We start from the raw sequence: 20760 nt of genomic DNA on the forward strand, positions 1-20760 counted from the left end.
AAAGGCAGTTGTCTTGAGTACCGAAGCATTCGTCTACGACGCGATCCGCACCCCGCGCGGTCGCGGCAAGGCCAACGGAGCCCTGCACGGCACCAAGCCGATCGACCTTGTCGTCGGCCTCATCCACGAGCTCCAGGGCCGCTTCCCGGACCTCGACCCGGCGGCCATCGACGACATCGTCCTCGGCGTGGTCAGCCCGCTCGGCGACCAGGGCTCCGACATCGCCCGTATCGCCGCCATCGCGGCCGGGCTGCCCGACACCGTCGCCGGGGTCCAGGAGAACCGCTTCTGTGCCTCGGGCCTGGAAGCGGTCAACCTGGCCGCCGCCAAGGTCCGTTCGGGCTGGGAGGACCTGGTCCTGGCCGGGGGCGTCGAGTCGATGTCCCGCGTGCCGATGGGCTCGGACGGCGGGGCCTGGGCGATGGACCCGATGACCAGCTTCGAGACCGGCTTCGCTCCGCAGGGCATCGGCGCCGACCTCATCGCCACCGTCGAGGGCTTCAGCCGCCGCGACGTCGACGAGTACGCCGCCCTCTCCCAGGAGCGCGCCGCCGCGGCCTGGAAGGACGGCCGCTTCGCCCGCTCCGTCGTCCCGGTCAAGGACCGCAACGGCCTGCTCGTCCTCGACCACGACGAGCACATGCGCCCCGGCACCACCGCCGACTCGCTCGCCGGACTCAAGCCGTCCTTCGCCGGCATCGGCGAGATGGGCGGATTCGACGCGGTGGCGCTCCAGAAGTACCACTGGGTCGAGAAGATCGACCACGTGCACCACGCGGGCAACTCCTCCGGCATCGTGGACGGCGCGGCCCTCGTCGCCATCGGCTCGAAGGAGGTCGGGGAGCGCTACGGCCTCACCCCGCGCGCCCGGATCGTCTCCGCCGCCGTCTCCGGCTCCGAGCCCACCATCATGCTCACCGGCCCCGCCCCGGCCACCCGCAAGGCACTCGCCAAGGCCGGTCTGACCATCGACGACATCGATCTCGTCGAGATCAACGAGGCCTTCGCCGGTGTCGTCCTGCGCTTCGTCAAGGACATGGGCCTCTCCCTGGACAAGGTCAACGTCAACGGCGGCGCCATCGCCCTCGGCCACCCGCTCGGCGCGACCGGCGCGATGATCCTCGGCACCGTCATCGACGAACTGGAGCGCCGCGACCAGCGGTTCGGCCTGGTCACCCTCTGCGTCGGCGGCGGCATGGGCGTCGCGACCGTCGTCGAACGCATCTGACCTGCCCCGGCCCCATCTGCTTACGGAGAAGACACCCACATGACCGAGAGCACGACCATCCGCTGGGAACAGGACGAGACCGGCGTCGTCACCCTCGTCCTCGACGACCCGAACCAGTCCGCCAACACGATGAACCAGGCCTTCAAGGACTCCATCGCGGCCATCGCGGACCGCGCCGAGGCCGAGAAGGACTCCATCCGCGGCATCATCTACACCTCCGCGAAGAAGACCTTCTTCGCCGGCGGCGACCTCAAGGACATGATCAAGGTCGGCCCGGAGAACGCCCGGGCCGTCTTCGACGCCGGCACCGCGATCAAGAAGTCGCTCCGCCGCATCGAGACCCTCGGCAAGCCCGTCGTCGCCGCCATCAACGGCGCCGCCCTCGGCGGCGGTTACGAGATCGCGCTCGCCGCGCACCACCGCATCGCCCTCGACGCCCCCGGCTCCCGCATCGGCCTCCCCGAGGTCACCCTCGGCCTGCTCCCGGCGGGCGGCGGCGTCACCCGGACCGTACGCCTCATGGGCATCACGGACGCCCTGCTCAAGGTGCTCCTCCAGGGCACCCAGTACACCCCGCGCCGGGCGCAGGAGAACGGCCTCGTCCACGAAGTCGCCGCCACCCGCGAGGAGATGATCGAGAAGGCCCGCGCCTTCATCGACGCCCACCCCGAGTCCCAGCAGCCCTGGGACGTCAAGGGGTACAAGATCCCCGGCGGCACCCCCTCGAACCCCAAGTTCGCCGCGAACCTCCCCGCGTTCCCGTCCAACCTGAAGAAGCAGATCGCGGGCGCGCCCATGCCCGCGCCGCGCAACATCCTCGCGGCGGCCGTCGAGGGCTCCCAGGTCGACTTCGAGACCGCCCTGACCATCGAGGCCCGGTACTTCACCGAGCTGGTCACCGGCCAGGTCTCCAAGAACATGATCCAGGCGTTCTTCTTCGACCTCCAGGCCGTCAACTCCGGGGCCAACCGGCCCAAGGACGTCCCCGAGCGACCCGTCCGCAAGGTCGCCGTCCTCGGCGCCGGGATGATGGGCGCGGGCATCGCCTACTCCTGCGCCAAGGCCGGGATCGAGGTCGTCCTGAAGGACGTCACCACCGAGGCCGCCGCCAAGGGCAAGGCGTACAGCGAGAAGCTGCTCGCCAAGGCGCTCTCCCGCGGCCGTACGACGGAGGAGAAGCGCGACGAGCTGCTGGCCCGGATCACCCCGACCGGGGACGTGGCCGACCTCGCCGGCTGCGACGCGGTCATCGAGGCCGTCTTCGAGGACACCGCCCTCAAGCACAAGGTGTTCCAGGAGATCCAGGACGTCGTCGAGCCGGACGCGCTGCTCTGCTCCAACACCTCCACCCTCCCGATCACCGTCCTCGCCGAAGGCGTCACGCGCCCCGACGACTTCATCGGTCTGCACTTCTTCTCGCCCGTGGACAAGATGCCGCTGGTCGAGATCATCAAGGGCGAGCGCACCGGCGACGAGGCCCTGGCCCGCGCCTTCGACCTCGTACGGCGCATCAAAAAGACGCCGATCGTCGTCAACGACTCGCGTGGCTTCTTCACCTCGCGCGTCATCGGGCAGTTCATCAACGAGGGCGTCGCCATGGTCGGGGAGGGCGTCGAGCCCGCCTCGATCGAGCAGGCCGCCGCCCAGTCCGGCTACCCGGCCAAGGTCCTCTCCCTGATGGACGAGCTGACCCTGACCCTGCCCCGCAAGATCCGCGACGAGACGAAGCGGGCGGTGGAGGAGTCCGGGGGCACCTGGCCCGGCCACCCCTCCGACGAAGTCATCGACCGCATGGTGGACGAGTTCGGGCGACCGGGCCGCAGTGGGGGAGCGGGCTTCTACGACTACGACGAGGACGGCAAGCGCACCGGCCTCTGGCCCGGACTGCGCGAGCACTTCGGCAAGCCGGACGCGGACGTGCCGTTCGAGGACATGAAGGAGCGGATGCTCTTCTCCGAGGCCCTGGACAGCGTCCGCTGCCTGGAGGAGAACGTCCTCATCTCCGTCGCCGACGCCAACATCGGCTCCATCATGGGGATCGGCTTCCCGCCGTGGACCGGCGGCGCGCTCCAGTACATCAACGGGTACGAGGGCGGGCTGCCCGGCTTCGTGGCCCGCGCCCGGGAACTCGCCGAGCGCTACGGCGACCGCTTCCTGCCGCCCGCGCTGCTGGTGGAGAAGGCGGAGAAGGGCGAGACCTTCCACGACTGATCCGTCGCCGGACGCCGCCGTGGGCCGCGTTCACCGTCACTCGGCGGTGAACGCGGCCCGCAGTTCTTCCTTCAGCGACCGCTGGAACGCCGTCACCAGCGCCTGCACCACGATCGGCTGCATATGGGCCGACAGCGACTTCATCGCCGCCACATGCTCCGGATCTCCCTCCCGCTCCCGGTAGGGGTTCCACACCTCGTCCCGGAACAGCCGGGTCATCTCCTGCGCGGCCGAGCGGGTGTGCTCCAGCAGCAGGGTCCGCGCCGCGAGGATCGTCTCGTGCGCGATCGGCACGTCCAGCAGCTCCACCCCGAGCCGCAGGAGCCCAAGATCCACCCGGAACTCCCCGTCGGGCTCCTGCGGCCGCACCAGCACGCCCATCGCCGCCAGCCGCTCCACGTCCTCCTCCGCGAGGGCCCGCCCGGCTCGCCGCTCCAGCTCGGCACGGGAGAGAACCTCGGTCTGGTCCGGCGCCCAGGACGCGACCAGCGCCCGGTGGATCGCCAGATCGCGGGCGTTCAGGTCGGGCGGCAGCTGCTCCAGATACCGTTCGATCGCCGCCAGCGTCATGCCCTGCTGCTGGAGCTCCTCGATCAGCGCGAGCCGCGAAAGGTGGTCGGGCCCGTAATGGCCGACCCGGCGCGGGCCGATGACCGGGGGCGGCAGCAGGCCCCGCGTGCTGTAGAACCGCACCGTGCGCACGGTGACCCCGGCGCGTGCCGCCAGCTCGTCCACCGTGAGCGTCGGCCCGTCGGTCCCCGTCGCCATCTCTGCTCCCGCCGGTCGGATCTCGTATCGGACAGTCCTGCTGTCTCACCACTACTGTGAAAGTCTCCGGCACCGGGGCCCCGCCGTCCACCCCGGACCGTGCGACCAGGCTTTCAAGCCGGCACTGAAGAGAGATGGCCGGACCTGGGGGTCATATGCGGCTTCCGTGTGTGAAATCCTCGATCATCGATGAAGCAATGCTCTGACCTGCGGCTTCAGTGGGGTGGATCGGGAGTCGCCACGGCGTGCGTGACCGCTTCATCTGTGGTTGTGGCGCTCATGCCGACGGACAGCCCCTCTTCCTGGCCGCACGCTTCGGACAGCGGCGAGACGCTGCCCGGTTGCCGGAACGGGAAGCCCGCGAAAAGCAGTTGCCCGGAAGCAGCCGTCCGAAGATCATCACTCCTGCGAGGCGGACTTCTTCTGTGCGGGGGGATTCGATGGCGAGGACGGACGGCGCGGACGGCTTCGATCCGGCAGTTCTGGAGGAGGCCGTGTCCAGGACCGCGGAGGCCGGGCAGTTCTCCGGCACGGTGCGCGTGACGCGGGGCGGGGAGCCCCTGCTCACCCGGGCGTTCGGGTCGGCGTCGCGGCGGTGGTCGGTCCCGAACACACCCGACACGCGTTTCCGCGTGGCCTCGGTCGCCAAGGCGTTCACGGCGGTGGCCGTCCTCCAACTCGTCGAGCGCGGGCGGATCCGCCTGGACGACGCGTTGGTGGACCACGTGGGAGGCCACATGCCCCGACTGGACCCGCGGGTCACGGTCCTGCACGCCCTGACGATGACCTCGGGCATCGGGGACTGGTTCGAGGAGGGCGGCGAGAACGGGGAGGAGGAGTGGGCCGCGCTGACCGCGTCCCACCCGCTGTACCTGCTACGCGGCAACGCGGATTACGTGCCCCTGTTCGCCGACAAGAAGCCGCACTTCCCGCCCGGAGAGCGTCACCTCTACAACGGTGCCGGCTACATCCTGCTCGGCCTGCTCCTGGAGACTGTGACCGGCCGCTCCTTCGAGGACACCGTCACCGACGAGGTCTTCACCCCCGCCGGCATGAACACGGCGGGATTCGTCGCCCTGGACGAGCTGGGACCCGGTGTCGCCGAGGGGTACCTCACCGCCGCCGACGGCCCCACCCCGTACCGGACCAACCACTACGCGACCACGCCCCGCGCGGCGGCCGACGGAGGCTCCACCTGCTCGGCCGCCGACCTGACGTCCTTCGCCCGGGCCCTGCGCCACGGGCGGCTGCTGGACGAGGAGACCACGCGTCTGGCGCTGACCCCGCAGGTCGCCGAACGCGAGGAGAAGGTCCGCGGCTACCGATGGATGTACGGCTTCGGCCTCACCCACCTCCTGGACGACGAGGGGAATACGGTCCGATGGGGCCACACCGGAGAGGAGGACGGGGTCAGCGCGCGCCTCTACCACTACCCCCGGCACGACATGGACGTGGCCGTCCTGGCGAACGTCAGCTGGTCGGCCGGCGACATGGGCTGGGCCGTCCACGACGCCATCGTCGGTACCTGACCCCCGGACGGCGGACCCGGTTCGACATTCCGTTCCCCTGAGAGGGTGCTCCTGTGATCACCGGCATGACGTCCGCACTGGTCCTGATCGACCTGATGCCCCGCATCGTCGCCCTTCCTCTCGCTCCCCACTCAGGAGAGGAAGTGCTGGAACGCGGACGTGAGTTGGCCGAGTCGTTCCGGGAGCGGGAGCGACCCGTGGTGATGGTGCGGGTGGAGCGTCCGGGCGTCGCCGAACAGCCGCCCGGCAGCGACTTCGCCGACGATCTGGTGCACGACGGTGACCTCGTGGTGGTCAAGCGGACCGTCGGCGCCTTCCACGGCACCGGTCTGGACGAGCGCCTGCGCGCCCTGGACGTGGACACACTGGTGATCGCCGGACTGGTCACCACGATGGGCGTCGAGTCCACCGCGCGGGCCGCGTCCGACCACGGCTACCGACTCGAGTTCGTGGCCGACGCGATGTCCGGACTGGCCGCCGACGAGCACGACTTCGCAGTGCGACGCGTCTTCCCCCGCTTCGGCGAGGTGCGGAGGACCGCCGACTACCGGTGACACCGTCCCCTGCGCCTTCGCCCGCGTGAGACGGCGCACGGCTGCGGACGCCCTCGCGCCGTGCTCCTTCTCGGTCAGGCCGAGAGGCGATGGTGACACCGACGCGCCGACCGAGCAGCGCGCCGCCGAGCGGCTGTCGGAGGTCACCACGGTCGGGTCGTGCACCTCGGCCATCTCACCGATCCGCACGGTCGACTCCGTGCCGCCGGAGTGCCGTACGGTCACCGAACCGCCCACGCCGACCTGGCCGGTGCGTGCCGGGCCCGCGACGGCGCCCTCGTACAGCCGGCCCGAGGTCGGCGCCGCACCGGTCCGGCCGGTCGGGTCCGGTGCCGTTGCTCCGGCTCGTCGGCCTGATCCAACCGGCCGTCCGTACATCTCCTGCGCCAGGGCCGGTACCGGCGGCGCGGTGGGCGACAAGGTCACCCGCACCCCGATGACCCGTCGACAAGGGAGCACCGCGACTCGTGGGACAACCGGAGGAACGTGAGGGTAGGTCGGCGGTCCGCGCGGACGATCACCGAATCATGCCGACTCCCGCCTCGTCGCGGGCGGTGGAGGAGACGTACGCGGGCGGGCCGTATCGCGCCGGTGCGGTCGCGGGGGCACCGGCCCGCAGCGGCCGCCTAGAGGCCAGGACCGACGGCTGGACGCGGCCGGAGGCGAGCGGCGTCAGTGACCTGTTGCCCTCCGATGAGATCGTCCGCTCACGCCGGGGCTCAGTGGGACTGGAACACCAGGGCGAGCACGCGCGCCAATCGCTGCTGCAGCGCATCCGCGTGCAGGGGTCGTACCACCGGTCCTGACGGCCGGGTCCGGACGCCCACATCGGCCAGGAGATACAGCATGCGCAGGGTCCTCATGGCGTTCGACGTGTGCGCTGCGGTGGTGGGCACTCCGGGTGGGCGGCCGACGGCGAAGTCCGCCTCGATCGGGGCCAGCCACTCGACGGACTCCGCTTCGCTCAGCTCCGGGCGGGTCAGGGCGCGGGCGATGGCCTGGGCCAGGCGGTCGTCCTCCTGCTGGGCGTAGATCTGGTCGGTGGGGGCCAGCAGGCGGTCCGAGGCCAGGGCGAGCATGGTGGTGGGGTCCACGGCGGGGTGGAGGGCGAACGTGCCCAGCAGGTCCGCGCCGTGGGCGACGGCGTGGAGCCATCCCAGCTCGGGGTCATAACCGCGCAGGTCCGCCTCCGCCGGGTACCAGCGGCGGAAGGCGGCAAGCCATCCGGGGTCGAAGTCGCCGCGGCCCACGATCATGTCGAGGACCAGCGGGGCGAAGGTCCGTGCCTGGATCTCGTGGTCGGTGAAGCGGTCGGCCATCACGGTGCCGAGCCCGGCACGCAGCTCCCGGCCGATCACATCACGTTCGATCCAGGTACGCAGCACCACGTACGGTATGCCGTCCCGGACCTCCGGGTCCGGGTCCTTGAGGGCCCGAGCCAGTTCGTCCGTCAGCGTGGAGAGGTCCGCGTCGTGAGGGACGGCGTAGTCGTTCGCGTGGACGGTGTGCCAGTACGCCGCGTCGAGGGGCGGTCCCTTGTCGATCTTTGTCACCTCGGCATTTTGGTGGGGCCGCCCCCGCGAAGCAATCGGTTTTCCGGCACCGCCTGTTCGCGTGCCCTGCGGCGGTGGATCGGCTCGGGACCGTAGAGGGACCCTCCGGGCACGGCGGTGGATGCCCGGGTGGCGGCCGCGTCGACGGCGGCTGCCACGGTGCGGGCCACCGTACCGGTGACGGCGAACGGCCCCGGCCGGCCGGGACCTCGCGCCGCCCGCACGCGTTCGAGGCCCCCGGCGCCCGGCGGCCTCCTGCGCGAGGGACCATGGAGGGAGGGCACGGGCAGCGCACGGCAGGCCCGCCGGGACCTCGGGAGCACGGATGAGCAGCGCGGAACGCGCGACGGAGCGTTCGCCGGAACCTCAGGAGCACCGGAGCGGCGGCGCGCACGACCCCGTGCCGCCCCCGCCGGGTGGAGTGCTGTGGAGCCTCTCCGGGGATCTCCGCGCCCTGCTGATGCTGCCCGCCGCCCTCACCCTCCAGGTCGCCCACCCGGCCGTCGGCGCGGGCGTGGACGAGCACTCCGTCTTCCGTACGGACCCGTGGGGGCGCGGCGAACGCTCGCTGCGCTCGCTCCAGCTCTGGGTGTACGGCGGTGCGGAGGCGGCCGAGGAGGGCCGCAGGCTGCGCGTGCTCCACCGGAGCATCCAGGGCACCGACACGCGGGGCCGCCGCTACCACGCGCTGACCCCCGCCAACTACGCCTGGGTGCACGCCACCGGCTTCCCCGTCTACCGGCACGCCGCCCGCTATCTGGTCCGGCCCATGACCCCGGACCAGGAGCGCGCCCTGTACCGGGAGTGGCTCCAGGTCGGACGCGTCCTCGGCATCCACGACCGGGACATGCCGCAGACCATCGAGGAGTTCTGGCCGTACTGGAGGAAGATGCTCGCCGAGGAGATCGAGGCGACCGCCGTCGTCCGTGAACTCGTCGCCACCGACCTGAGCGTACCGCCGCCGGACCGGGGGCCGTGGCCGCTGAGGCCGCTGCTGCGGGCGCTGTGGCCGGTGCTGCTGCCGCCCCTGGCCCGCTTCCGGCGCTTCGTCACCATCGGGCTCATGCCGCCCGACGCCCGCGCGGCGATCGGCCTGCCGTGGACGGCCGCCCAGGAGCGCCGGCTCCGCCGGACGTGCGCGGTGCTGCGGGCCGCGGTCCCCGCCCTGCCCGAGCGGCTGCGCTACCTGCCGAGGGCGCGGGCGGCCCGCGCGACGTGGACCGCCGAGGCGCGCCGGAACGGCTGAGCGCTCACCGCTCCGACGCACCTCATGCGGGCCGGCCGTCAGCGGTGGCCGTGACCCGTGTGCCCCTCGGCCGTGCCCCGGCCGCGGCCCCGGTCCCCGTGGTCGTGCACGGTGTTCGTCGCCGCGATCTTCTTCCAGGACGCCGGGCGCTCGACCTTCGGCGCCGAGCGCGCCGACAGTGCCTCCTGCGAGAGCCCGGCCCCGGCCGCCGCCGGTCCGGCCGGCCGCGACGGCCGGTACAGCCAGGTGTCGAAGAGGGCGGCGAGAGGCTTGCCCGAGACCCGCTCGGCGTACCGGAGGAAGTCGCCCACGCTCGCGTTGGAATGGGCGCGCTCGGTCGGCCAGCCCTTCAGCAGCTCGAAGAACACCTCGTCGCCGACCTCGTTGCGCAGCGCCTGGAGCGCCAGCGCCCCCCGGTCGTAGACGGCGATGTCGAACTGGTTCTCCGGGCCGGGGTCGCCCGGCTTCACCTTCCAGAACGGGTCGTCGGCCGGATGCTGGGCGTACGTGTAGTCCGCCAGCTCCTGTGCCGTGCCCTCGCCCTCCTTCTCCGACCAGAGCCACTGGCTGTAGCGGGCGAAGCCCTCATTGATCCAGATCTCCTTCCAGCCGTCGACCGACACACTGTTGCCGTACCACTGGTGGGCCAGCTCGTGCACGACGACGGAGACGTTGGCGCCGTTGGCGAACTGCCTCGGGCTGTAGAAGGGCCGCGTCTGGGTCTCCAGGGCGAAGCCGCTCCTCACGTTCGGGACGTAGCCGCCGAGGGCGTTGAACGGGTACGGGCCGAACACCCCGGTCAGCCACTCGGCGACCTCGGTACTCCGCTCGACGCTCGCGCGGGCCGCTCCGGCGTTGGGGCCGAGGTCCTTGCTGTAGGCGTTGAGCACGGGCAGGCCGTCGGCCGTCCTGTCGGTCGTGATGTCGAACCTGCCGACCGCCAGCGTCGAGAGGTACGTGGCCTGCGGCTTGTCCGAGCGCCAGTTGAACCGGGTCCAGCCGAGCTTCGAACTCTGCGACTGGAGAACACCGTTGCTGATGGCCTGGGTGCCGTCGGGCACGGAGACCGAGATGTCGTACGTGGCCTTGTCGAGCGGGTGGTCGTTGCTCGGGTACCACCACACGGCCGAGTCCGGCTCCTGCGCGGCGACCCCGCCGTCCGGGGTCCGGGCCCAGGCGGTCCAGCCGCCTATCTTCAGCTCGGAGGGCTTTCCGGCGTACCGGACGACCACCGACACGGACTTGCCCGACGCGAGCGGAACCGCCGGGGTGACCTCCAGTTCGTGGTCGCCGCTGGTGGCGAATCCGGCCTTCCTGCCGTTCACCCGCACCTCGGAGACGTCGAGCCCGAAGTCGAGGTTGAAGCGGGACAGTTCCTGCGTGGTGGTGGCGAGGATCGTCGCCGTGCCCTCCAGGAGGTCGGTCGTGGGCTGGTACTTCAGCCGCAGGTCGTAGTGGGAGACGTCGTAGCCGCCGTTCCCGCTTGCCGGGTAGTAGGGGTCGCCGATGCCCGGGGCGCCCACGGTGCCCGGTGCTGCCGCTGCCGGGATCGCCAGCAGAAGGGTGGCCGCGAGTGCGCTGGGGACGATGAATCTGCGGTGCACGCGAGCTCCACATGGTCGGGCCGGATGATCTTCCGGCCGGTCGTCACGAGGCTAAGCAGCCGGCGGAGCGGTACGGGCCGTTCCGGGTACTTCTGTCACACGATCGCCATTCCATCGTCACGGACGACGACGCGCACGACCGGGCGAACGGCGGCGATCGCCCCCTGTTGCACAGGAGTTGACCGAGGTAACGTCCGCACTTCTCCGACAGACCGACGGGGCGTCACGGTGTCCGCCCCCTCAAGTCCCCCCGGGAGGCAGCCGCCGATGACCCCACGCGTCGCTCGCGCACTCCGCATGCTCAGCCCGCACCCGTGGCTCGCGCCGGTCGCGGGGGCCGCCGGACCGGTGACATCGCGCGAGGGAGCGCGGACGACCCGCCGGACGGTGGTGGCGGCGCTCGCGGGTCTCGCCCTCCCCCTGGCCATCGCCCCCGCCGAGGCCGCGCACCGCCCGCCGCGCACCGGGTTCGAGACGAGCGAGGGGGCCCGCTGGACCGGTGAGGCGGAGGAGCGGGCCTTCCTCGCCGCGGTGGACCGGGGGAGCGGCCGGGTCTCCGTGGACCGCGTCGGCACCACCGAGGAGGGCCGCCCCCTGCGGCTCGTACGGGTGGGTCAGGGGCGGCCCGGCGCCACCACCGTGCTGTTGGTCTGCGGCCAGCACGGGGACGAGCCCGCCGGGCGCGAGGCGTGCCTGACCACGGTCCGCGACCTCGCGTTCGCCGAGGACCGGTCCACCCGTGCCCTCCTCTCCCGTACGACTGTGCTCGTCCTGCCCACCGCCAACCCGGACGGACGCGCCGCCGACACCCGTGGCAACGCGGCCGGGACCGACGTCAACCGCGACCACATCGCCCTGAGGACCGCCGAGGCGCGGGCCGTCGCCGCCGTCGTGCGCGACGAACGGCCGGACGTGATCTACGACCTGCACGAGTACGGGGCGACCCCGCCGTACTACGACAAGGACCTGTTCGCCCTCTGGCCGCGTAACCTCAACGTCCACGGCCGGGTCCACGAGGCGTCGCGCACCCTCTCGGAGCGCTATGTCCGCCCCGCCGCGACGGCGGGCGGCTACACCAGCGGCCACTACGGCATCTGGACCGACCCGGTCACCGGGGAGCCCGTCAAGCAGGTCGCGGGCGACGGCCAGGAGCGCATCCTGCGCAACACCTCCGGCCTCAAGCACGCCGTCGGCCTGCTCATCGAATCCCGCGTCGACGCGCTGAGCGACGCGGAGAAGGCGGACCCGGCCCGCAACCACCGCCGCCGGGTCGACTCGCAGCTCACCGCCCTCGGCGGCCTCCTCGCGTTCACCGACGAGCAGCGCGCCCGGCTCCGCACCGCCACCGCCCTCTCACGCCTGGCCGGCTTCGCCGACCGGGGCGCCGTCCACCTCGGCGGCGCGGACAACGACCCGGCCGACCCCTCCGAGATCCTCGCCGACCCGCCGTGCGGCTACCGGCTGGACGCCGCCCAGTACGCGGCGGTGAAGGACGAGCTGGCCCTCCACGGGGTCACGACCCGGCAGGAGCGAAGTGGCGTGTTCGTGCCCCTGCGTCAGTCGGCTCGCGCCCTGATTCCCCTGCTCCTCGATCAGCGAGCGACATATCACCTCACAAACGGTCAAGCGGTAACTGCTTGTTGATCCTTCGAGATCCTGGGCAGGTGTGGTACTGCCTACGGAGAGCTATTTTCGGACTCGGTGAAAGGTGCCATTTGTGTCCCAGGACGACCAGACAGCGGAGGGGCGGGAAGGGCTGGCGGTAACAGCCGACCTTCCCCCCGAACCGGTCAGCGCCAGGGCGCCCACCACCGACCGCGTGGTGTTCGGCGTCACGGCCATCCTCACGCTCGCCTTCGTCGTGTGGGGAGCGACCGCCACCGATTCCCTGGAAAGCGTGTCCAGCACGCTGCTCGAAGGGCTGATCCACAACGGCGGCTGGGCCTTCATGCTGGCCGCATCGGGCTTCGTCGTCTTCGCGCTGTGGCTGGCCATCAGCCGGTACGGAAAGATCTGCCTGGGCCAGGAGGGCGAGGAACCGGAGTTCCGCACCACCTCCTGGGTGGCGATGATGTTCAGCGCCGGTATGGGCATCGGGCTGATGTTCTACGGCGTGAGCGAGCCGCTCGCCCACTTCCGCACCCCGCCGCCCGGCACCGACCCCGCGACCGCGGCCGAGGCCCAGCAGACGGCGATGGCCACGACCCTCTTCCACTGGACGCTGCACCCCTGGGCCATCTACGCCGTGGTCGGGCTGGCCATCGCGTACAGCGCCTACCGGCGGCGCCGGCGGCAGACGATCAGCGCCGTCTTCGAGCCGCTGATCGGCAAGCGGCACGCCTACGGCGGCTTCGGCCGCTTCATCGACATTCTGGCCATCTTCGCCACCCTGTTCGGCTCCGCGGCCTCCCTGGGCCTCGGCGCGCTCCAGATCGGCAGCGGCTTCGAGGAACTGAACTGGATGGAGAAGACCGGCACCGGCCTGCTGGTCGCCATCATCGCCGTGCTGACGGTCTGCTTCGTCCTCTCCGCGGTCTCCGGCGTCGAGAAAGGCATCCAGTGGCTGTCCAACATCAACATGGTGTTGGCCCTGCTCCTGGTGGTCTTCGTCTTCATCGCCGGCCCCACGATCATCGTGCTCGACCTGCTGCCCACCTCGATCGGCGCCTACATCACCGATCTCGGCCAGCTCGCCGGGCGCACGGAGGCCACGGGCGGGGGCGACGTCGCGGACTGGCTCGGCAGCTGGACGGTCTTCTACTGGGCCTGGTGGATCTCCTGGACGCCCTTCGTCGGCATGTTCATCGCCCGGATCAGCCGCGGCCGGACGATCCGCCAGTTCGTCGGCGGCGTCATCCTGGTGCCCAGCACCGTCAGCCTGATCTGGTTCGCCGTCTTCGGCGGATCGGCCATGAAGCTGGACGAGGCCGGCAAGCTCCAGGGCGCCGACACCCCCGAGGCACAGCTGTTCGGTGTCCTCCAGGAGTACCCGATCGCCACGGTCACCTGCATCCTCGTGATGATCCTGGTCGGTATCTTCTTCGTCTCCGGGGCCGACGCCGCCTCGATCGTCATGGGCACCCTCTCGCAGAAGGGCGTCCTGGAGCCCGGCAAGTGGGTCGTCGTCTTCTGGGGCGTCGTGACCGGGGCCGTGGCCGCGATCATGCTGCTCATCGGCGAGGGCAAGGACAACGCGCTCCAAGGGCTCCAGAACCTCACCATCCTGGTGGCGGCGCCCTTCGTCATCGTGATGCTCGGGATGTGCGTGGCCCTGATGCGGGACCTGCGCGAGGATCCGCAGATCGTCCGCCAGGAGTTCGGTGTGGAGGCGGTCGAGTCGGCGGTGATCGAGGGGCACGCCAAGTACGACGGCGACTTCGAGATCCGTATCGGTCCCGGCACCACGCCGGTCGTGGACGAGCGCCACAAACACGAGTCGGACGGCACGGGCTCCACGGCCACCTCCACCCTCTCCACGGAGAAGAAGGAGCGGCCCTCCGAATGACCCTGTAAACGCTCAGCCGCACTGCCGCCCGGAGCCCGCGACCGCACACCGGTCGCGGGCTCCGGGCGTCTTCCGACCCGGTACCCCCTGGCCCGTGCCCGGTGCCGGGGTGGCCCGTGCCCGGCACCGGGTCACACCGCGGGGCCGGACCCCGTTCGGCCCACCAGCGCCGCCGCCTCCCGCGCGCAGCCCCAGGCCACGGTCACGCCCGCGCCGCCGTGCCCGTAGTTGTGCACGAGCAGACCGCCTCCCGGCAGCGCCTCCGCCTCGATCCGCACCCCGGCCCCCCGTGCCGGACGCAGCCCCACCAGGTGGCCGAGCACCCGCGCCCCGGCGATCTCCGGCCGGATCCGCGCACACCGTGCCACGATCTCCCGAGCGGTCTCCGGGGCGGGCTCGGTGCGCGGATCGTCCGCCTCGGCCGTACCGCCGAGCACCAGCCGCCCCGGCTGCGGGAAGAAGTACGTCGTCGCGGCCGACGCGGGATCCGCTTCGGTGTACCACTCCTCGATCCCCGGGTTCTCCACCGTGACCAACTGCCCCCGCACCGGCCGCACCCCGGCGTCGGGCACCAGTTCGCGCGCCCCGAGTCCCGTGCAGTTCACCACCACCGGGCTCTCCTCCGCCGCCTCACCGAACCCCGACACCGCCCGCCGCTCCACCGAGCCGCCCGCCGCCACGAGCCGCCGCTCCAGCCACGCCAGGTGGACCGGCATGTCCAGCAGCGGCAGCGTCACCCGCAGCCCCTCGGCCACCTCCACCGCGTCCTTCAGCCCCGCCGCCCACGGCCCGAGCGCCGTGAGCCGCTCCCCGCCGTGCAGCCCCGCCACCAGCCGTACGCCGGTCTCCTCCGGGGCGGCGGCCAGCCCCTCGTACACCGCCAGCGTCTCCAGCGACCAGGCGCCCACCCGCTCCGCCGGCTCGATCCGGTACGGCCACCACAGGGCGCCCGCCACCGCCGACGTCGTGGCCCCGGCCGGATCGCGGGACCGGACCCGCACCCGCAGCCCGCGCTCCGCCAGCGTCACGGCGGTGGTGAGACCGACGACGCCGCCGCCCACCACGATCACGTCCGGCATCCCGGTCACCCCTGTCCTCCCGGCCCGCGTCCCTCGCTGCCCGGACGCTAACCGAACGGGAAGCCCCGAGCCAGGGCCGGCAGGGAGCGAAGGCGCCGGGCGTCGCGGCTAGGATCGGCACCCTGATGACTGCCACTCTCGTCGCCAAGGACCTCGCCGCCGGACACGGCGACCGCACGCTCTTCGCCGGGCTCGACCTCGTCGTCGCCCCCGGGGACGTGATCGGTCTCGTCGGAGCCAACGGCGCGGGGAAGTCCTCGCTGCTCCGCCTGCTCGCCGGACTCGACCGCCCGGAGGAGGGCGAGCTGCGGCTCTCCCCGCCCACCGCCACTGTGGGCCACCTCCCGCAGGAGCCCGAGCGCCGGGCCGGCGAGACCGTGGGCGCGTTCCTGGCCCGCCGCACCGGCGTCGCCGACGCCCAGCGCACCATGGACGAGGCCACCGAGGCCCTCGTCGCGGGCGCTCCGGGCGCGGACGACGCGTACTCCGAGGCCCTGGAGCGCTGGCTCGCCCTCGGTGGCGCGGACCTGGAGGAGCGGGCCGGGCAGGTCGCCGCCGAGCTGGGGCTGACCGTGGGCCTCGACCGGCCGATGACCGCGCTCTCCGGCGGCCAGGCGGCCCGCGCCGGTCTCGCCTCGCTCCTGCTCTCCCGTTACGACGTCTTCCTCCTCGACGAGCCCACCAACGACCTCGACCTCGACGGCCTGGAGCGCCTGGAGCGTTTCGTCTCCGGCCTCCGCGCGGGCACCGTCGTCATCAGCCACGACCGCGAGTTCCTGATGCGTACGGTCACCAAGGTGCTGGAACTGGACCTCGCCCAGCAGCAGATCACCCTGTACGGCGGTGGCTACGCGGCCTACCTGGAGGAGCGGGAGACGGCCCGGCGGCACGCCCGCGAGGAGTACGAGGAGTACGCCGACAAGAAGGCGTCCCTCGAAGCGCGCGGCCACATGCAGCGCTCCTGGATGGACAAGGGCGTCAAGAACGCCCGGCGCAAGGCCACCGACGGCGACAAGCTCGGCCGCAACGCCCGCAGCGAGGCCAGCGAGAAGCAGGCCGCCAAGGCCCGTCAGACCCAGCGCATGATCGAACGTCTCGACGTCGTGGAGGAGCCCCGCAAGGAGTGGGAGCTGCGGATGGAGATCGCCTCCGCCCCGCGCTCCGGCTCCGTGGTCGCAACCCTGCGCGACGCCCGCGTGGTGCGCGGAGACTTCACCTTCGGCCCGGCCTCGCTCCAGATCGACTGGGCGGACCGGGTCGCCATCACCGGGGCCAACGGTGCCGGCAAGTCCACGCTGCTCGCCGCCCTGCTGGAACGGCTGCCCCTGGACTCCGGTCATGCCGCGCTCGGTTCGGGCGTCGTCGTCGGCGAGGTGGACCAGGCCCGCAAGCTGTTCCTCGGCGCGCAGTCCCTGCTGGACGCGTTCTGCGCGGCCGTGCCCGACACGCAGCCGGCCGAAGTGCGCACTTTGCTCGCCAAGTTCGGGCTCCGCGCGGACCATGTGACGCGCCCCGCGACCAGTCTGTCGCCGGGGGAACGCACCCGCGCGGCCCTCGCGCTGCTCCAGGGCCGGGGCGTCAACCTCCTGGTGCTCGACGAGCCGACGAACCATCTGGACCTGCCCGCCATCGAGCAGCTGGAGGCGGCCCTGGAGACGTACACGGGCACGCTCCTGCTGGTCACGCACGACCGGCGGATGCTGGAGGCGGTCCGCACGAACCGCCGCATCGAGGTGGCGGGCGGTCAGGTCAAGGAGATCTGAGCGCGGCCACGAGGTCTGAGCGCGGCCACGAGGTCTGAGCGCGGCCACGAGGTCTGCGCTCGGTCACGGGGCCGCGTGCGGACCGCACCCCCACCGCCGTGACCACCGCAGCCCCCCTTCGCCCCCGACGGAACGGGAGGCAAGCCGTCCGCGGCCCGTCACCGAGCAAGCGAGCGGGGGCGGCCCGCACACGGCGGCCCGCCCCCGAAGGCCCCGGGGCTCAGCGCCCCCGGCCGCCGCCGCCCGGCTTCGGGTCGGTGAGGCCGGCCCGCCGCAGGGCGTCCGCCATCGCGCTGTTCGCCGGGGTCGGAGCGCCCTGGCCGCCCTGACGTGCCCCGCCACCGCCGCGCCGGTCCCGGCCGCCGCCGGACCCCTGGCCCTGGCGCTGCTTCGGCGGACGGCCGCCCCGCTCACCACGGCCCTGCCCGCCGCCGGGGCCGCCGCCCGCACCGGGCTCGTCGTCGAGCCGCAGCGACAGCGAGATCCGCTTGCGCTGCACATCGACGTCCATGACCTTGACCTTCACGATGTCCCCGGGCTTCACGACGTCGCGCGGGTCCTTCACGAACGTCTTCGACAGCGCCGACACGTGTACCAGTCCGTCCTGGTGGACGCCGACATCGACGAATGCCCCGAACGCGGCCACGTTCGTCACGACGCCCTCCAGCACCATGCCCGGCTCCAGGTCGCCGATCTTCTCGACGCCCTCCTTGAAGGTCGCCGTGCGGAACGCCGGGCGCGGGTCGCGCCCCGGCTTCTCCAGCTCCTTGAGGATGTCCGTCACGGTCGGCAGTCCGAACATGTCGTCCACGAAGTCCGCCGCGCGCAGCGCCCGCAGCGCCTCCGTGTTGCCGATCAGCGAGGCCACCTCGCCGCCCGCGCTCTTCTCCATCCTCCGTACCACCGGGTACGCCTCGGGGTGCACGCTGGAACCGTCGAGCGGGTCGTCGCCGCCCCGGATCCGGAGGAAGCCCGCGCACTGCTCGTACGCCTTCGGGCCGAGCCGTGCCACGTCCTTGAGCGCCTTGCGGGAGCGGAAGGGGCCGTGGGCGTCCCGGTGCGCGACGATGTTCTCCGCCAGCCCCGAGCTGATGCCCGAAACCCGCGAAAGCAGCGGTGCGGACGCGGTGTTGACGTCCACGCCGACACCGTTCACACAGTCCTCGACGACCGCGTCCAGCGAACGGGAGAGCTTCACCTCGGACAGGTCGTGCTGGTACTGGCCGACGCCGATCGACTTCGGGTCGATCTTCACCAGCTCGGCCAGCGGGTCCTGGAGCCGCCGGGCGATCGAGACGGCACCGCGCAACGACACGTCCATGTCGGGCAGTTCCTGCGAGGCGAACGCGGAGGCGGAGTACACCGAGGCGCCCGCCTCCGAGACCATCACCTTGGTGAGCTTCAACTCCGGGTGCTTGTCGATCAGTTCACCGGCGAGCTTGTCCGTCTCACGGGACGCCGTGCCGTTGCCGATCGCGATCAGATCGACCGCGTGCTCCTTCGCGAGGTGCGCGAGCTTCACCAGCGCCTGGTCCCACCTGTTGGCGGGCACATGCGGGTGGATCACATCGGTGGCCACCACCTTGCCGGTCGCGTCGACGACCGCGACCTTCACCCCCGTACGGAAACCGGGGTCCAGGCCGAGCGTGGCGCGGGTCCCGGCCGGGGCGGCGAGCAGCAGATCGCGCAGGTTCGACGCGAAGACCCGCACCGCCTCGTCCTCCGCCGCCGTGCGCAGCCGCTGCCGCAGGTCGATGCCGAGGTGTACCTGGATGCGGGTCCGCCAGGCCCAACGCACCGTGTCCGTCAGCCACTTGTCACCGGGGCGTCCCCGGTCCGCGACGCCGAAGCGGCGGGCGATCATGTTCTCGTACGAGGACGGGCCCGGCTGCTCCGAAGCCTCGGGCGCGTCCGGCTCCAGGGCCAGGTCGAGCACGTTCTCCTTCTCGCCGCGCAGCATCGCCAGGACCCGGTGCGAGGGCAGTGCGGTGAACGGCTCCGCGAAGTCGAAGTAGTCGGCGAACTTCGCGCCCGCCTCCTCCTGGCCGTCGCGCACCTTCGCCGCCAGCCGGCCGCGCGTCCACATGCGCTCACGCAGTTCGCCGGTCAGGTCGGCGTCCTCCGAGAACCGCTCGGTGAGGATCGCGCGGGCCCCCTCCAGGGCGGCCGCCGCGTCCGCGACACCCTTGTCGCCGTCCACGAACGCGGCGGCGGCCGTGAGCGGGTCGGCCGAGGGATCGCCGAGCAGGCCGTCCGCGAGCGGTTCGAGCCCCGCCTCGCGGGCGATCTGCGCCTTCGTCCGCCGCTTCGGCTTGAACGGCAGGTAGATGTCCTCCAGGCGCGCCTTCGTCTCGGCGGCCCGGATGCTCGCCTCCAACGCCTCGTCGAGCTTGCCCTGTTCGCGTACGGAGTCGAGGATCGCCGCACGGCGCTCCTCCAGTTCCCGCAGATAGCGCAGCCGTTCCTCCAGCGTGCGCAGCTGCGCATCGTCGAGGGATTCGGTCGCCTCCTTGCGGTAGCGCGCGATGAACGGCACGGTCGATCCGCCGTCGAGCAGCTCGACGGCCGCCCTGACCTGTCGCTCACGTACGCCGAGCTCCTCGGCGATCCTGCCTTCGATGGACGTCGTCACGGTTTTCCCGACTCGCCTTCTCGTACTGGCTGTGCTGGCCGTGCTCGGTCCCGATGAGCACGTTCTTGCTGTGCCGGGGGCATCCCCCGCGCCTGCATTGTGCCGCGTGGCCGGGGGGTGTGTCGCGTGACCTCGGGCGACACGCCCGGGGCCCGGCGGCGCGGGCCGGGCCCCGGGCGGTGCGGGATCAGCCCCGGCCGGTCACGGACGCGGGGAAGGCTCCGGCCGCCGCGGCCGTGAAGAGGAAGCCGCGCGCCAGCTCGGTCAGCCGCTCCACGCCGTCCGCGCCCAGGTGCTCGTACGGGGCGACGTCCATGCGGTCCGTCGCCTCCTCGACCTCCGCGCGCAGCGCCGTACCGGCGTCGGTCAGCGCCGGCTCCTCGCCCGGCTCCAGCAGCCCGCGTCCCCGCAGCCGCTCGCACGCCGCCTCCCAGTCGGTGCGGCGCCAGCCGCGGGAGGCGAGGATCCAGCGGATCGCCATGCCCTTGCCGGTGGCCGTGTGGCTGACCAGCGACTCCAGCGGGTCCAGGCCGGCCGCGAGCAGCGCCGCGAGATGTGCGTCGCCCCGGTGCTCGCGCAGCAGCGTCGCCGCGTGCCAGAACGCCAGGTGCGGTTCCTCGGGCACCGGGAGATCCGCGTGCGCGGCGTACAGCGGGCGGGCGTGCGGGGTGCACGCCTCGGTGGCGCGCAGCGCGAGCCGGGCCGCCTCCGCCATCCCGTCGGAGGCGACGGCCTCCTCGCCGAGCAGGCGGCGCAGTGTCGAGTCCGCCGCCCGCAGGCGGGCTCCGAGGACCACGTCGGGGGAGGCGGTCTCCCAGACCGCGGGCACACAGCCGGCCACCAGCACCGGGTTGAAGTTGTAGAAGGTGGCGGTGACGGTGCCCGCCCCGACCGCGCCGAGCGCGGCGGCTCGGGTGGCGAAGTAGGCGGTGGCCGGATCCTCGATGCCGATCTTCGCCATCTCGGCGCCCAGGTCGGGCGAGAAGAAGACGCAGGAGTGCAGCGGGTTGACGGCGTTGTGGCAGCGGCGCTCCGCGCGGGCCGGGAGAGTAGTCATGCCAGAACGTTACCGACTGGTCGGTACGACG

The 20760-nt window shown here is 72.1% G+C and carries 14 protein-coding genes; 8 read left to right on the plus strand and 6 right to left on the minus strand.

What is annotated here, in order from left to right:
- Positions 1 to 13: 13 nt before the first annotated feature.
- Together QFZ71_RS27635 and QFZ71_RS27640 are read left to right on the plus strand one after the other, a co-directional pair.
- Positions 14 to 1228: an acetyl-CoA C-acetyltransferase gene (locus QFZ71_RS27635; protein ID WP_307670871.1), complete on the plus strand. Its 1215-nt coding sequence runs from the start codon at positions 14 to 16 to the stop codon at positions 1226 to 1228.
- Positions 1229 to 1267: 39 nt separating this feature from the next.
- Positions 1268 to 3439, plus strand: coding sequence for a 3-hydroxyacyl-CoA dehydrogenase NAD-binding domain-containing protein (locus QFZ71_RS27640; RefSeq protein ID WP_307670872.1), 2172 nt, complete (start codon positions 1268 to 1270; stop codon positions 3437 to 3439).
- Between the two features lie 36 nt (positions 3440 to 3475).
- On the opposite strand, the gene QFZ71_RS27645 is transcribed toward QFZ71_RS27640, so the two are convergent.
- Positions 3476 to 4207, minus strand: a complete 732-nt coding sequence (locus QFZ71_RS27645) for a MerR family transcriptional regulator (RefSeq protein WP_307670873.1) — start codon at positions 4205 to 4207, stop codon at positions 3476 to 3478.
- A 440-nt stretch (positions 4208 to 4647) separates the two neighbouring features.
- On the opposite strand from QFZ71_RS27645, the gene QFZ71_RS27650 reads away from it, so the two are divergent.
- Positions 4648 to 5736, plus strand: coding sequence for a serine hydrolase (locus QFZ71_RS27650; protein ID WP_307670874.1), 1089 nt, complete (start codon positions 4648 to 4650; stop codon positions 5734 to 5736).
- A gap of 65 nt (positions 5737 to 5801) precedes the next feature.
- Positions 5802 to 6290, plus strand: a complete 489-nt coding sequence (locus tag QFZ71_RS27655) for an isochorismatase family protein (protein ID WP_307670875.1) — start codon at positions 5802 to 5804, stop codon at positions 6288 to 6290.
- A 719-nt stretch (positions 6291 to 7009) separates the two neighbouring features.
- Here QFZ71_RS27655 and QFZ71_RS27660 read toward each other — a convergent pair.
- On the minus strand, positions 7010 to 7843 hold the full coding sequence (locus QFZ71_RS27660) for a DUF2785 domain-containing protein (protein ID WP_307670876.1): 834 nt from the start codon (positions 7841 to 7843) through the stop codon (positions 7010 to 7012).
- A gap of 325 nt (positions 7844 to 8168) precedes the next feature.
- Between QFZ71_RS27660 and QFZ71_RS27665 the strand changes: the two genes are divergently transcribed.
- A complete protein-coding gene (locus QFZ71_RS27665) occupies positions 8169 to 9089 on the plus strand; it encodes an oxygenase MpaB family protein (RefSeq protein ID WP_307670877.1) in 921 nt (306 codons plus the stop codon).
- 38 nt (positions 9090 to 9127) lie between these two features.
- Here QFZ71_RS27665 and QFZ71_RS27670 read toward each other — a convergent pair whose 3' ends face one another.
- Positions 9128 to 10693, minus strand: a complete 1566-nt coding sequence (locus QFZ71_RS27670) for a M1 family metallopeptidase (protein WP_307670878.1) — start codon at positions 10691 to 10693, stop codon at positions 9128 to 9130.
- 267 nt (positions 10694 to 10960) lie between these two features.
- On the opposite strand from QFZ71_RS27670, the gene QFZ71_RS27675 reads away from it, so the two are divergent.
- Positions 10961 to 12337, plus strand: coding sequence for a M14 family metallocarboxypeptidase (locus QFZ71_RS27675; RefSeq protein ID WP_307670879.1), 1377 nt, complete (start codon positions 10961 to 10963; stop codon positions 12335 to 12337).
- A 73-nt stretch (positions 12338 to 12410) separates the two neighbouring features.
- Complete coding sequence (locus tag QFZ71_RS27680; RefSeq protein ID WP_307670880.1) at positions 12411 to 14198, plus strand: BCCT family transporter; 1788 nt, start codon at positions 12411 to 12413, stop codon at positions 14196 to 14198.
- 131 nt (positions 14199 to 14329) lie between these two features.
- Here QFZ71_RS27680 and QFZ71_RS27685 read toward each other — a convergent pair whose 3' ends face one another.
- Positions 14330 to 15277 carry an FAD-dependent oxidoreductase gene (locus QFZ71_RS27685; protein ID WP_307671605.1) on the minus strand — a complete coding sequence of 316 codons (948 nt, stop codon included), beginning with the start codon at positions 15275 to 15277 and terminating at the stop codon, positions 14330 to 14332.
- A gap of 125 nt (positions 15278 to 15402) precedes the next feature.
- Between QFZ71_RS27685 and QFZ71_RS27690 the strand changes: the two genes are divergently transcribed.
- Positions 15403 to 17040, plus strand: coding sequence for an ABC-F family ATP-binding cassette domain-containing protein (locus QFZ71_RS27690; RefSeq protein ID WP_307670881.1), 1638 nt, complete (start codon positions 15403 to 15405; stop codon positions 17038 to 17040).
- 220 nt (positions 17041 to 17260) lie between these two features.
- Here the strand turns inward: QFZ71_RS27690 and QFZ71_RS27695 are convergent, their stop codons facing one another.
- Together QFZ71_RS27695 and QFZ71_RS27700 are read right to left on the minus strand one after the other, a co-directional pair.
- The gene (locus QFZ71_RS27695) at positions 17261 to 19672 is read right to left on the minus strand and encodes a Tex family protein (protein WP_307670882.1); all 2412 of its coding nucleotides are present in this window, start codon (positions 19670 to 19672) and stop codon (positions 17261 to 17263) included.
- Between the two features lie 187 nt (positions 19673 to 19859).
- Positions 19860 to 20729, minus strand: coding sequence for a hypothetical protein (locus QFZ71_RS27700; protein ID WP_307670883.1), 870 nt, complete (start codon positions 20727 to 20729; stop codon positions 19860 to 19862).
- Positions 20730 to 20760 lie beyond the last annotated feature (31 nt).

Origin of the sequence: Streptomyces sp. V2I9 (assembly GCF_030817475.1) — a bacterium.
Classification (GTDB): Bacteria; Actinomycetota; Actinomycetes; order Streptomycetales; family Streptomycetaceae; genus Streptomyces.

Bases quoted from the DNA above. Each gene is read 5' to 3' on its own strand.
- QFZ71_RS27640 (WP_307670872.1), top strand. From the start codon at position 1,268: ATGACCGAGAGCACGACCATCCGCTGGGAACAGGACGAGACCGGCGTC.
- QFZ71_RS27645 (WP_307670873.1), bottom strand. From the start codon at position 4,207: ATGGCGACGGGGACCGACGGGCCGACGCTCACGGTGGACGAGCTGGCG.
- QFZ71_RS27650 (WP_307670874.1), top strand. From the start codon at position 4,648: ATGGCGAGGACGGACGGCGCGGACGGCTTCGATCCGGCAGTTCTGGAG.
- QFZ71_RS27655 (WP_307670875.1), top strand. From the start codon at position 5,802: ATGACGTCCGCACTGGTCCTGATCGACCTGATGCCCCGCATCGTCGCC.
- QFZ71_RS27665 (WP_307670877.1), top strand. From the start codon at position 8,169: ATGAGCAGCGCGGAACGCGCGACGGAGCGTTCGCCGGAACCTCAGGAG.
- QFZ71_RS27675 (WP_307670879.1), top strand. From the start codon at position 10,961: ATGACCCCACGCGTCGCTCGCGCACTCCGCATGCTCAGCCCGCACCCG.
- QFZ71_RS27685 (WP_307671605.1), bottom strand. From the start codon at position 15,277: ATGCCGGACGTGATCGTGGTGGGCGGCGGCGTCGTCGGTCTCACCACC.
- QFZ71_RS27690 (WP_307670881.1), top strand. From the start codon at position 15,403: ATGACTGCCACTCTCGTCGCCAAGGACCTCGCCGCCGGACACGGCGAC.
- QFZ71_RS27700 (WP_307670883.1), bottom strand. From the start codon at position 20,729: ATGACTACTCTCCCGGCCCGCGCGGAGCGCCGCTGCCACAACGCCGTC.